The organism is Arthrobacter sp. zg-Y916 (assembly GCF_020907385.1).
GTDB lineage: Bacteria > Actinomycetota > Actinomycetes > Actinomycetales > Micrococcaceae > Arthrobacter_B > Arthrobacter_B caoxuetaonis.
Genome location: NZ_JAJJOD010000011.1, coordinates 68752 through 81367, shown reverse-complemented (window position 1 = coordinate 81367; position 12616 = coordinate 68752). Strand labels below are relative to the sequence as shown.

7 protein-coding genes are annotated in these 12616 nt (G+C 67.2%); 5 read left to right on the top strand and 2 right to left on the bottom strand.

Annotated elements, in window-relative coordinates; genetic code table 11:
* Position 1 precedes the first annotated feature (1 nt).
* From LOC59_RS15635 to LOC59_RS15615, 5 genes are all read left to right on the top strand, one after another.
* Positions 2-1201 carry an allantoate amidohydrolase gene (locus tag LOC59_RS15635; RefSeq protein WP_229972991.1) on the top strand — a complete coding sequence of 400 codons (1200 nt, stop codon included), beginning with the start codon at positions 2-4 and terminating at the stop codon, positions 1199-1201.
* On the top strand, positions 1198-2589 hold the full coding sequence (locus tag LOC59_RS15630; RefSeq protein ID WP_229972989.1) for a formimidoylglutamate deiminase: 1392 nt from the start codon (positions 1198-1200) through the stop codon (positions 2587-2589). Before LOC59_RS15635 ends, LOC59_RS15630 begins: the two co-directional genes overlap by 4 nt.
* Positions 2586-3809 carry an amidohydrolase family protein gene (locus LOC59_RS15625; protein WP_229972987.1) on the top strand — a complete coding sequence of 408 codons (1224 nt, stop codon included), beginning with the start codon at positions 2586-2588 and terminating at the stop codon, positions 3807-3809. Before LOC59_RS15630 ends, LOC59_RS15625 begins: the two co-directional genes overlap by 4 nt.
* Positions 3810-3969: 160 nt before the next feature.
* The gene (gene ctaD, locus LOC59_RS15620) at positions 3970-5721 is read left to right on the top strand and encodes an aa3-type cytochrome oxidase subunit I (protein ID WP_227896176.1); all 1752 of its coding nucleotides are present in this window, start codon (positions 3970-3972) and stop codon (positions 5719-5721) included.
* Positions 5722-6065: 344 nt separating this feature from the next.
* Entirely contained in the window at positions 6066-7016 is a 951-nt protein-coding gene (locus LOC59_RS15615) for a zinc-binding dehydrogenase (RefSeq protein WP_229972986.1), read from the top strand.
* A 75-nt stretch (positions 7017-7091) separates the two neighbouring features.
* On the opposite strand, the gene LOC59_RS15610 is transcribed toward LOC59_RS15615, so the two are convergent.
* A complete protein-coding gene (locus LOC59_RS15610; RefSeq protein ID WP_227896174.1) occupies positions 7092-7964 on the bottom strand; it encodes an alpha/beta fold hydrolase in 873 nt (290 codons plus the stop codon).
* Between the two features lie 110 nt (positions 7965-8074).
* Positions 8075-12559, bottom strand: a complete 4485-nt coding sequence (locus LOC59_RS15605; RefSeq protein WP_229972984.1) for an ExeM/NucH family extracellular endonuclease — start codon at positions 12557-12559, stop codon at positions 8075-8077.
* Between the last annotated feature and the right edge of the window lie 57 nt (positions 12560-12616).

The following is a 12616-nucleotide window of genomic DNA, read 5'->3' as shown; positions in this document are numbered from 1 at the left end:
CATGGCAGCAGTAACTTCCCTTCTGGACAGCATCTCCGATATCGGCCGGGATCCGGTCCGCGGCGGCTACAGCCGCCCGGTGTTCTCGGCCGCGGAAACGGAGCTGCGCTCATGGTTCACCGCCGAGGCACAGTCCCGCGAACTCGCCGTGGAGACCGACCGCAACGGCATCCTCTGGGCCTGGTGGGGCGAACCCCAAAAGGGCGCACTGGTCACCGGCAGCCATCTGGATTCAGTTCCCGGCGGCGGCGCGTTTGACGGACCGCTGGGCATCGCTGCCGCGCTCGCCGCCGTCGACGTTCTGAAAGAGCGCGGTGTCCAGCGCAACCGGTCCCTGGCCATCACCGTCTTTCCGGAGGAAGAGGGCTCCCGCTTCGGCGTCGCCTGCCTGGGCTCCCGCCTGCTCACCGGTGCCGTTGACCCGGACACTGCCCGAAACCTGCGCGACGACGCCGGCACCACCTTCGCCGACGCCGCCCGTGCCGCCGGGCTGGACCCGGAACACCTCGGCCGGGACGAGGACGCCCTCGCCCGGATCGGGGACTTCGTGGAACTGCACGTGGAGCAGGGCCGCGGACTCGGAGAAGACGGTCCCGCCGTCGCCGTCGGCAGTTCCATCCTGGGCCACGGGCGCTGGAAGCTGACCGTGCATGGGCAGGGCAACCACGCCGGAACCACGTTGATGGAAGACCGCGCGGACCCGATGGTCGCAGCCGCGCAGATCATTACCGCTGTCCAGCAGACCGCCGGCGCGCAGCCCGGTGCCCGCGCCACCGTGGGCCGGATCCAGGCCATCCCCGGCGGGACCAACGTCATTCCGTCCCGGGTGGACCTGTGGCTGGACGCCCGGCACGAGGAGGACGCGGTCACCGCGCGCCTGGTGGAAACCATCCACGGGAAGGCGCAGAAGATCGCCGCCTTCGAGGGGTGCTCCGTGACACTGGCTCAGGAATCCTTCAGCCCCACCACGAATTTTGACCCCGCACTCCAGCGCCAGCTGCAGCTTGCCCTGCCGCAGGCTCCGGTGCTGGTCACCGGAGCAGGGCACGACGCCGGAATCCTCGCCGGCCACGTCCCGGCGGGCATGATCTTTGTGCGCAACCCCAGCGGGATTTCGCACTCGCCGGAGGAATACGTGGAAGACGCCGACGCCGACTACTCCGCCACAGCGCTCGCAGATGTCCTGGAGGACCTGCTGTGACCCGCCGTGCGGCGGGGGTCTGGTGCGAGCAGGCCATGTGGGACGGCAGAATCGAACACGGCGTCCGCCTGAGTGTTGACTCCGGAGGAGTCGTTGCTGCCGTGGAAACCGGCGCGGCACCCCGGCCCGGGGACCTGGTCCTGAACGGCGTCGTGTTCCCTGCCGCCTCCAACGCGCATTCGCACGCTTTCCACCGGGTGCTGCGCGGCCGCACCCACACCGGGGGAGCGGACAGTTTTTGGACCTGGCGCCAGGCCATGTACCAGGCCGCCGGGACGCTCACCCCTGACCTGTATGAGGAAGCAGCCACCGCTGTTTTCGCCGAAATGCTGACTGCCGGCTATACCTCCGTGGCCGAGTTCAACTACGTCCACCACCAGCCCGACGGCACTCCGTATTCCGGTCACGACATGGAACTGGCGCTGGGCCGCGCAGCACGGGCCGCGGGTATCCGGCTGACGCTGCTGGACACCTGTTACCTGGCCGGAGGGTTTGGGGAACCCCTGGCACCGGAACAGCTCCGCTTCGGGGACGGCAGTGCCCAGGCGTGGCTGCAGCGGCTCGCCCGCCTGAGGGAGGCGTTCGAGGCAGAGTTCGACCCGTCCGAGGCGAGCATCGGAGCGGCCCTGCACTCCGTCCGCGCCGTCCCCGAGGAAGCCCTGGCAGATATCGCCGGCGGTCTGGATCCCGAACTTCCGCTGCACGTCCATGTCTCCGAACAGCCCGCCGAGAACGACGCCTGCCTGCGGGCCACCGGCCTGACCCCGGTACAGCTGCTGGGAAAGCACAATCTGCTCAGCCCCCGCCTTTCCGCAATCCACGCTACCCACCTGTGCCCGCAGGATATCGAGCTGCTGGGCAGTGCGGGCGCCACAGTCGTAATGTGCCCGACTACGGAGGCGGACCTCGCGGACGGCATCGGACCGGCCGCAGGGCTCGCTTCTGCCGGGGTGCGGATCGCGCTGGGCTCGGACCAGCACGCCGTTCTCGATCCGTGGCTGGAGATGCGGGCGCTGGAACACGGTGAACGGCTGGCCTCAGGGACCCGCGGCCGGTTTGCCCCCGCTGACCTGCACCAGGCGCTGTCCGACGGCGGTGCTGCCGCGCAGGGGCGGCGCGTGCCCGGTTTCGCTGCCGGACGCATGTGCGACCTGATGGCGGTGGATCCCGCCAGCGCACGGACCGCCGGTGCGGACCCAGCCCAGCTGGCACTCTGTGCAACGGCGCAGGACGTGACCGCCGTCGTCGTCGGCGGTGTGCTGGCCGCTGACCGGGGGCAGCATGTGCGGCTGGGGGATCCGGGGCGCCTGCTGGCCACTGCGATCCGGAACCTCGACGCCGCTGCGGGCGTGCAGATGACCGAAACCGTGTCCGGGGCCAAGGCATGAGCACCCTGGTCACCAATATCGGTGAGCTTTCCACGATGGACCCTGCGCGGGGCAGGGAGTCGGTGCTCCGGGACGCGGCTGTCGTGTTTGAAGGCGAACGGATCGCCTGGATTGGCTCCGCGGGGCAAGCCCCGGCAGCTGACGCAGCGTTCGACGCCGGCGGCCGGGCCATGCTTCCGGGCTGGGTGGATTCCCACACCCACCTGGTCTTCGCCGGAGACCGCAGCGCGGAGTTTGAGGCGCGGATGGCCGGGGAGCCCTATGCTGCCGGCGGGATCGCCGTCACCACCGAGGCAACCCGCGCGGCGGGGGACTATGACCTCACCCGGCTGCTGCTCGGCCGGCAGGCCGAAGCCGCCGCGGGCGGCACCACCTGGCTGGAAACCAAGACCGGGTACGGCCTGGACGTGGAGCAGGAAGCCCGCAGCGCCCGGATTGCCTCCACCGTAGTGGATGACGTGACGTTCCTCGGTGCTCATCTGGTGCCCGCAGGGAGCGACCCGGAGGAATACACCGACCTGGTCTGCGGTCCGATGCTTACGGCGGTGCGGCCGTACGTGCAGTGGGCCGACGTGTTCTGCGAGCGCGGGGCCTTCACAGAGGACCAATCCCGGCGGGTGCTCACCGCCTGCAGGGAGGCCGGGCTGGGCCTGCGGGTGCACGGCAACCAGCTGGGTCCGGGGGCCGGGGTCCAGCTTGCAGTGGAGTTCGCTGCTGCCAGCGTGGACCACGTCAACTATCTTTCGGCGGACGACGTCGACGCGCTCGCGGGCAGCTGGGCCGGCTGGGACGCCGCCGCCGGAGAGGGAACTCCGGGAACCGTGGCTACCTGCCTGCCCGCCTGCGATCTCTCGACCCGGCAGCCGCTGGCTCCCGGACGCCGCCTGCTCGACGCCGGCGTCGAAATTGCGCTGGCGTCCAACTGCAACCCGGGAACGTCCTACACCTCGTCCATGAACTTCTGCGTGGCAACTGCCGTGCTGCAGATGGGGCTCAGCGTCCCCGAGGCGGTCCGGGCAGCAACCTACGGCGGTGCCCTGGCCCTGCGCCGGCACGCCGGGGAGGACCGGGACGGTGCACGGGCGGTCGGTTCCCTCGCCGTCGGGCACCGTGCCGACCTCCATCTGCTGAACGCGCCCTCGGCAGCGCACCTCGCCTACCGGCCGGGGATGCCGCTGACGGCAGCCGTGTGGCGGGCCGGAACCCGGGTCGTCCGCTAGCGTCGCCTGGTCCGCAGAGCGGAGGCAGGAAATCAGGGCAGTTTACGAGCACGTTCTCTGGACTGCCCCCGGCGGGCCACCTACGATACAAGGCACACTGGCCTGCGTGTGAACCGGGCGGTGGACGGTCAGGACCTCCTGCGGACCCAAGGCGGCGTTGATGTCTACTTTGAAGTATTCGGCAGACGAAGGAACGACTGTACCTCCCCGCGTTGTGCCGGTGTCCAAAGGGCGGGCGGTGGTCGACTGGCTGACGACGACGGACCACAAGAAGGTCGGCTACCTGTACCTGATCACGTCCTTCATCTTCTTCTGCCTGGCCGGGGTGATGGCCCTGATTATCCGGGTCGAACTGTTCCAGCCCGGGCTGGAGATCGTGTCGTCGCGGGAGCAGTACAACCAGCTCTTCACCATGCACGGCACCCTGATGCTGCTGATGTTCGCAACTCCGCTGTTCGCCGGTTTCGCGAACGTGATGATGCCCCTGCAGATTGGTGCGCCCGACGTCGCCTTTCCCAGGCTCAATGCCCTGGCCTACTGGTTCTTCCTGTTCGGCTCCCTGATCGCCGTGTCCGGGTTCATCACGCCGCAGGGTGCAGCGTCCTTCGGGTGGACTGCCTACGCGCCGCTGTCCAACACGACGTTCTCCCCCGGGGTCGGGGGTGATCTGTGGGTCTTTGGGCTCGCCCTGTCCGGCTTCGGAACCATCCTGGGCTCAGTCAACTTCGTGACCACGATTATCTGCCTGCGTGCCCCCGGGATGACGATGTGGCGGATGCCAATCTTCACCTGGAACACCCTGGTGACCGCCATCCTGGTCCTGATGGCCTTCCCGCCGCTGGCCGCGGCCCTGTTCGCGCTTGGAGCGGACCGCAGGTTCGACGCCCATATCTTCGATCCGGAGAACGGCGGGGCCATCCTCTGGCAGCATCTGTTCTGGTTCTTCGGCCACCCCGAGGTCTACATCATCGCCCTGCCCTTCTTCGGGATCATTTCCGAGATCCTGCCGGTCTTCAGCCGAAAACCCATCTTTGGCTACAAGGGCCTGGTCTTTGCCACAATTGCGATCGCCGGGCTGTCCATGACCGTGTGGGCGCACCACATGTATGTCACGGGCCAGGTCTTCCTGCCCTTCTTCGCCATCATGACCATGCTGATCGCCGTGCCGACCGGAGTGAAGTTCTTCAACTGGATCGGCACTATGTGGCGCGGTTCCGTGACTTTCGAAACTCCGATGATATGGGCCCTGGGGTTCCTGATTACGTTCCTCTTCGGCGGCCTCACCGGGATCATCCTGTCCTCCCCGCCGCTGGACTTCCACGTCTCGGACACCTACTTCGTCGTCGCCCACTTCCATTACGTCGTCTTCGGCACCGTGGTTTTCGCGATGTTCGGCGGGTTCTACTTCTGGTGGCCGAAGTGGACCGGAAAGATGCTCAACGAGCGCCTGGGCAAGATCCATTTCTGGCTGCTCTTCCTGGGCTTCCACATGACCTTCATGATTCAGCACTGGCTCGGTGTGATGGGTATGCCCCGGCGCTACGCCGACTACCTGGTGGAGGACAACTTCACCGGAATGAACCAGCTCTCCACTATCGGCTCCATGATCCTGGGCTTCTCCATGGTTCCGTTCCTCTGGAACGTTTACGTAACCTGGCGCCGCGGCAAGAAGGTGGAGGTGGACGACCCGTGGGGCTTCGGGTGCTCGCTCGAGTGGGCAACGTCCTGCCCGCCGCCGCGGCACAACTTCACCTCCCTGCCGCGCATCCGGTCCGAGCGGCCGGCGCTGGACCTGCACCATCCGGAGCTGAAACCCCGTGCCAACGAGAAGTCGGACTCCGTGGCGGCCAATATCTTCGGCGCGGCGGACATGGGCAGCGAGGATCCCAAGAATCCGGATCCCCGGCAGTAAGCGGGCCCACTGCGGTGCCCCGAGTACGCCGGCGTTCCCGTTACTCGCGTCAGTGACTCGGGAGCCCCGTTCCGGTTTTGCTGCGTTTCGGGCGGATTCGTTCGCTGTGGGATTATGCTGCGCGGCGCCGCGGCCAGATTTTCCCCGAAGGACCGGTTTTTCCCGAAACGCAGCTGGTCAGCCTCCTGCGGCGCCGGTATCGGCGGCTGAAGGACCGGATGCGCTCGGTGGGCAGACGCTGAGCCGCCCTAGACTGAAACCAGGGGATTCCACCGCAGGAACGTGCCATCAGAGTGCACGCGCAGGGGCAATGCCGCCCTTCGGCCCTGGTGAGAGGAGTTGTTGTGAAAGCCTGGCAGTACATGGGGGAGCGCAAGCCGATCCAGCTGAATGAGATTCCGGAACCTGTTCCGGGTCCTACGCAGGTCATCATCGACGTCAAAGCCGCGGGACTGTGCCACTCCGACGTGATGTACATGGAAGTCGGGGACCAGGCCATGCCGTTCCTGCCCATGACGCAGGGGCATGAGAACGCCGGGGTCATCACGGCACTCGGAGCCGAGGTCACCGGCTTCAAGGTGGGCGACGTTGTGGGCGTCTGCTCCTCAGGAGTGCAGGCCCCGCTGGGGATGTTCACTCCGGGCGGTTTCGCCGACAAACTCGCGGCTGACTACCGCGACCTTGCAAGGGTCCCCGAAGGACTGGACCTCTCCCTGGCTGCCCTCGCCACTGATGCGGGCATGACCTCCTACCACGCCATGATCAAGGTCGGCGGCGCGGCGAAGGGCATGAAAGTAGGGGTCATCGGGTTCGGCGGCCTGGGCCAGATCGGCGCCCGCGCAGCCGTGCTTGCCGGTGCTGAAGTCCACGTCGCCGAGATGAAGGAAGCAGCCTGGGACAACGCCCGCGAGGTGGGTGCGGTCAGCTGTGTCAAGGACGCAGCAGAGTGGGTAGCTAATCCCCGCGCAGGCGGCGACTTCGACCTGATCGTCGACTACGCAGGCTTCGACACCACGCAGAAAGCCATCAACGCCGTGAAGCGCGGCGGAAAGGTGGTGCAGGTCGGCCTGGGCAACCCCACGTTCACGGTGGCAACCAACACCATCCTGGGCAAGAAGCTCGAAGGCTCGCTCGGCGGCACCGTGGAGGACATCGAGAAAGTCTTTGACCTGATGCTGCGCGGAGAGATCCGTCCCGGTTATGAGGAAATCGGTTTCGATGAAATCGACAAGGGCCTGGAGCGGCTGAAGAACAATGAGGTCCTCGGCCGCCTCGTGGCGAGGTTTGGCGGCTAAGGGCAGCCGCCAACACCCGCCCGGCAACGCCAATCCAAAACCACGGCTAAGGGCGGATCAGTTCCAGAAAAAGTGTCAGTTCCGGGAAACGGCCCTGATTCGCGCTGCCAGGTCCCCAGCGTGCGACGCCGGCCACCAGTGTCCGGCGTCGACGGCGGTGAAACGGACGCGGGGTGCGAACTCCTCCACACCCTGGTTCAGCGCAGGTGAGAGGAAGGGGTCCCGAAGGGGAACAACAACCTCCACCGGAACAGCAGTTGGCTCCCGGGGAGCGGTGTCCCCGGGAGCGGCAAAGTTGGCCCGGTACAGCGCCAGCCCCCGCTGCAGGTTGCGCCCTGCCGGCCGGCCCTGGGTCCGCTCGTAGAGCCGGGCGCCGGCGGCGTAGAACAGCAGTTCCGGAAGCACGGGCAGCTGGAAGAACGCCACGTAGGCGCTGCGCAACGATTGCTTCAGTACGTCGAACCAGCGCCGCGGGCTTCGCAGCCGTTCGGTGAACCACCGGCGGAAGTGATGCAGGTCAGGGCCGGAAATGCTGATGTACCGGCTGATGGCGGCATCGGCCCGCCGATCACGGACAGCGGCCCAGCCCTGGATGGATCCCCAGTCATGGCCGACGAGCTGGACGGGCCCCGCGGCCGTGGCTGCCAGCACGGCGTAGAGATCCTCGACCAGCACCGGCAGCCGGAACGCGTCCAGCCGCGAGGAAGCGGCGGCGGACTGCCCGGCATTGCGTGTGTCATAGGTAATGATGTGGTGGTCTTCGGCAAGTTCGCTGATGAGCCCGGCGAACACAGTATGGTCATCCGGATAACCATGGACCGCCAGCACTTCCGGAACACCCGGACCCGGCTCCGGTCCGTACTCGAAGACGGCAAGCTGGGCGCCGGGGGCACTCACCCAGCGGCGTCGTTCGGTGGGGTGCAGGGCATCCTCAACGGTGGTGGTCATGGTTTCTCCCTTCGTGCTCCCTTTGGCCGGGAACTGGATAGCGAAAAGCGGCACCGTCCGAGGGTCTCCCCTCGGACGGCGCCGCTTAGCCATTGCCTAGCCGGTGCGGGTTAGCCGCGGCCGGAGAGGCAGATCAGGTACCGTGCGTAGTCCACCGCGTACTTGAGCCAGCCCCGCAGATCCCACCAGTTCTTCGGCTGGACGGGACGGACACAGGTGGGCTGCTCCGGTGCTGCGGGCTCAACAGTGACCGGGATGGTGACCGTTGTCCCTGACGGATCAGCGGTCAGCACCAGGGAGCCGGGGCCGGACGCCGACGCCGGAATGGCGGCGGTGACGCTGGCGGCACCGGCAGTTACCGGGACCGTTCCAAGTGCGACGGCGGTTCCGCCGGCAGGGACCCAGCTCACGGCCAGTGTGGTGTTGGCCGGGCTGCCCAGGGAGGTCAGGTCCAGCTTCTCCACGGTGAAGGCGACGCTGGAACCGGCCTTTGCGGTGGCCGGAGCACCCTTGACGACTACGCCCTGGCGGGCGAAATCGGGGGAGACCGGGCTGCTGGCCTGCAGGTAGCTGATCCACGCGTCACGGTCGATCAGGCCGGAGTCACGGGTGTCCGTGCCCTGGGCGAAGGTGGAGAAGTTGTCCCCGCCCTGCGCCAGGAAGCTGAACGTACCCACGCGGTAGGCCCGGTCCATGTCCAGTGCTTCGCCGTTGACGGTGACCGACTGGATCCGGGAGCCGCGGGCCTGGTCCGGATCGTAGGTGTAGGTCACGTTGTCGGAAAGCCCCAGGGCCAGAAAAGCCCGGGAATTTCCGTCAGGCTGCCACTGCTCTTCGAGGACCGACTTGAGCTGCGCACCGGTCAGGGTGGTGGTCCACAGGTTGTTCACGAACGGCAGCACGGCGTTGGCTTCGGCGTAGGTGATCACGCCGTCCTCGTCGTAGTACAGCTCGGCCCGCATGCCACCCGGGTTGACGACGCCGATTTCGGCTCCGCCGCGCTCAGGTGAGCCGAGCGAGGAGAGCAGCGAGTCGGCCACCAGGTTGCCCAGGGTGGACTCGTTGCCGCGGTCATCGCGGGATGTTCCGGCGAACGCCGTGGTGATGTCCGCTGTGACCGAGCCGATCGGCTGGTTGCCGACCTCGGCCGCGAACGCCAGGGCGGCGTCGACAATCCGCTTTACTTCGGCAACCGCCGGGTACGCGGAAACCAGCTCTGCTGCCGGAGCAGCAGTGCGGGCCACGTTGCCGGCCGCGTAGGAAAGGACCTCATCCGTCTCGGCGCTGTATTCGAGCTGGATCTGGCCAATGTATTCACCATAGGAGCCGGTCTGGACCACGGGACGGGTCTTGCCCTCAACACCGGGGACCGGTGCATCCCACGCGTACTGCTTGTGCGTGTGGCCCGTGTAGATGGCGTCCACCAGTGCGCTGGTTTCCGTCACGATCTCCGCGAAGGCACCGCCGCCGGCGATCTCCTCCTCCAGCGTGGCGCCGTCGAGGGTCCCGGAGCCGGCACCCTCGTGGTATTCGGCGATGATGACGTCGGCGAGGCCTTCGGAATCCAGGCGCTCAGCGACTCGGTTCACTGCTTCCACCGGATCGCCGAACTCGAGCGTGGAGATGCCGCCGGGGGAAACCAGGGTGCCGGTCTCTTCGGTGACGGCGCCGATCACAGCCACCTGAACGCCGTTCACGTCCAGGATGGTGTACTCCGGCAGCGCCGGGGTTGTGGTGCCCTTGAGGTAGACGTTGGCGCCCAGGTAGTCGAAGTCGGAGGCGGGAACCACACGGTCAGTGAGGTCCGCGAAGCCGCCGTCGAACTCGTGGTTGCCCACTGCCGAGGCCCGCAGGCCCAGCGCGTTCAGGACGTCGATGGTGGGCTGGTCCTGCTGTACCGAGGAGGCGAACAGGGATGCACCGATGTTGTCGCCGGCGGAGAGGAACAGCGAGCTGCCCTCTTCAGCGGCAGCCTTGAGCTGCTCGACGGTACCGGCGAAGTTGACGGTGTTGGCGTCAATGCGGCCGTGGAAATCGTTGATGTTGAGCAGGTTCAGGTCCGTGACCTCGGCCTCAGCCGGAACCAGGTTCATCCCCACCAGGATCGGATCGTGGTCCGAGGAACGGTAGGGATCCGCTGCGTAGTAGTCGGTGGCGTTGTAGTTGTACCGGCTGTATTCGAAGGCGATCGATTCAACCGAGTTGATGTTCCAGATGTCGGTGCCGGTGACATCCTCAGCAGCAGCGGGGGAGGCCAGGATGTGATCCAGGGATCCGACCAGGCCGCTGAAGGCGTAGGAGTGCTTGCCGGTGGCCTTGCCCAGGTTCAGGTACCCGGCTTCAGCGAAGACCTGCATGGGGTCTTCTGCGGCGTAGGAGTTGAAGTCACCGAGCAGGAAGACCCGATCGGTTCCGGCATCCTGCGCCACTGTGTCCGCAAACGCGGCCACTGCCTGGGCCTGGCGGACGCGGTCGGCGTTCCAGCCGCCCTGCCCGTTGTCTGCGTTTTCGCCGCTCGCCGGCGCGGAACCCTTGGACTTGAAGTGGTTCGCGATCGCCACGAAGCTCTCGCTGTCTTCCCCGCCGGCCGGCTTGAAGGCCTGGGCCAGCGGTTCGCGGGCGTTGGAGAAGACGCTCTCATCGTTCAGGATCACGGACTCGCCCACCGGTTCAGCGGTAGCGGTCCGGTAGATGAACGCAGTGCGGATCACGTCTTCGTCGTCGGGCAGCGCCGACGGGGAGCGGACGTAGTCCCAGGTGCCGGGCGCGTCTGCGTTCAGTGCCTCGGTGAGGTGGGCGAGGGCGGTGTCCCGGTCCTGTCCCAGCTCGGCGGAGTTCTCGATTTCCATGAGACCGACGACGTCGGCACCCAGGGCATTGATCGCCGCAACGATTTTCGCCTGCTGGCGTTCGAGGTTCGCCTCGTTGGCTGCGCCGCGGGCGTCGCAGCCGCCGCGGACGGTGACCGGAGCGCCGGAGCGGTCGTTGTAGTAGGTGCAGCCGGTGAGGTCGTCACCGGTGGTGCTGAAGTAGTTCAGCACGTTGAAGGCGGCGAGCTTGAGGTTGCCGCCCACGCTCTGCGGTGCCGGCGTGCGGGTGTTTTCGAACGACGCCGGCTGGACAGTGTCCGCGTTGGCCGGAGTCAGTTCGGTCAGCGGCTGGAAACGCCAGGCGCTGTTGCGGAAGTCGAGGATCACATTCGTGGTGAACTGCGCCGGGGCACCGATGCGCACCGGGTCGGTGGACGTCAGGTACGGCAGCGGCTTGGACTGGTTGGCTGCGGAGAGGAAGTTGGTCGTGGCGCCGTCGTCGAGCTTCACGGCCTTCGCCGCATTGGTGGCGACAACCGCCGCGTGCTCCGGGGTACCAACGGGCGCGACGGCGGTGGGCTGCACCAGCGTCTCGGTGCCGGCGGCGAGACCGATTTCCGCGTACTGGTTCAGCGTGTAGTTGTCCGTGACGGTGAAGTCGCCCTGGGGTGCCAGCAGCATGGCCTCGAGGGTTTCCCGCTCGGCGTCCGTGGCGGGCCAGGTGACCGTGGCGGGCTTGACCTCTTCAGCGGGTTCGCTGAGCTTGGTCAGTGCACCTGCGGGAACGGTCAGCTGGGTCAGGCCGAAGTACTCGCCGACGGTGCCGGTGACCTCGACGTAATCGCCGATCGCTACCTGGCCGACGGTGGCCGAGGAGAAGACGAAGATGCCGTGGGATGCCGTGTGGGTTGCGGGGTCCAGGTCGCCGCCGGTACCGGGGGTCTGGAGGTAGTAGCCGCTGAAGCCGCCGGTGGGGTAGGCCGCGGTGACTTTTCCGCGGGTGGTGACGTTCTGGCCGACCAGGGCGCTGGTGTCCCCGGTGCCCTGGATCTCGGCGATCGTAACCGCGCCGGCCGGAGGATCAGTGGGCTCCGGGTCCGTCGGCTCGGGATCTGTGGGCTCGGGGTCCGGAATGGTTCCCCCGCCCGCGGTGTTCGTCGGAGTGACGGAAGCACTGAGAGTGAAGTCTGAGGCGTTGTTGTTCGTGTCCGCGAACCCGGTCCGGTTCAGCGACTTCGGATCAGAATTTCCGGCGGGAGCCGCGGCAGGCGCGGTTTCGAAAGTGTTGGAGGTGCCGTAGCCGAGCAGGTCGACGACGCCGGCCTGGCCGGTCACGGAGCCGGTGGGAAGCGGGTTCACCGCAGCGGCCTGGTTGGAGAGCACCAGGGTTCCGGCGGAACCAGAGAAGCTTGCCCCGATGGTGGCGTCCGCAGCAGGCAGCGCCGTGCCGTTGGTGCCGTTGCTGGCGCCCTGGATCAGGTAGTACCCGCCGGCGGCGATCGTGCCGGAGAGCCGCCCGACGCCGGTGGGCGGCGCCGTCGTACCTGCGGCGCGGTACTGGAGCGACCACCCGTCCAGGCTGACCGGGGCGCTGGTGGGGTTGTACAGCTCAACGAACTTGTTGGTGAACGGAGCGTTGGCGCTTCCGCCGCTGAGGTAGGCCTCGTTGATGATGACGCCGGGAAGCGCTTCCTCGGCGTGGGCGGGCAGCGCCGCCAGCGGGCCGGCCAAAAGGCCGGCAGACAGGGCTGTTCCCAGCGCTGCCTTCCATCGGGTAAATCTCATGCCTCATTGCTCCTTGGGGAACGGGTGCCGGTTGCTGGGCAGGCGGTAGCGGCCCGG

What these genes read in the sequence shown, in the direction of transcription:
- LOC59_RS15635 (WP_229972991.1), top strand. Translation starts at nt 2, where the DNA reads ATGGCAGCAGTAACTTCCCTTCTGGACAGCATCTCCGATATCGGCCGG.
- LOC59_RS15625 (WP_229972987.1), top strand. Translation starts at nt 2,586, where the DNA reads ATGAGCACCCTGGTCACCAATATCGGTGAGCTTTCCACGATGGACCCT.
- ctaD (WP_227896176.1), top strand. Translation starts at nt 3,970, where the DNA reads ATGTCTACTTTGAAGTATTCGGCAGACGAAGGAACGACTGTACCTCCC.
- LOC59_RS15610 (WP_227896174.1), bottom strand. Translation starts at nt 7,964, where the DNA reads ATGACCACCACCGTTGAGGATGCCCTGCACCCCACCGAACGACGCCGC.
- LOC59_RS15605 (WP_229972984.1), bottom strand. Translation starts at nt 12,559, where the DNA reads ATGAGATTTACCCGATGGAAGGCAGCGCTGGGAACAGCCCTGTCTGCC.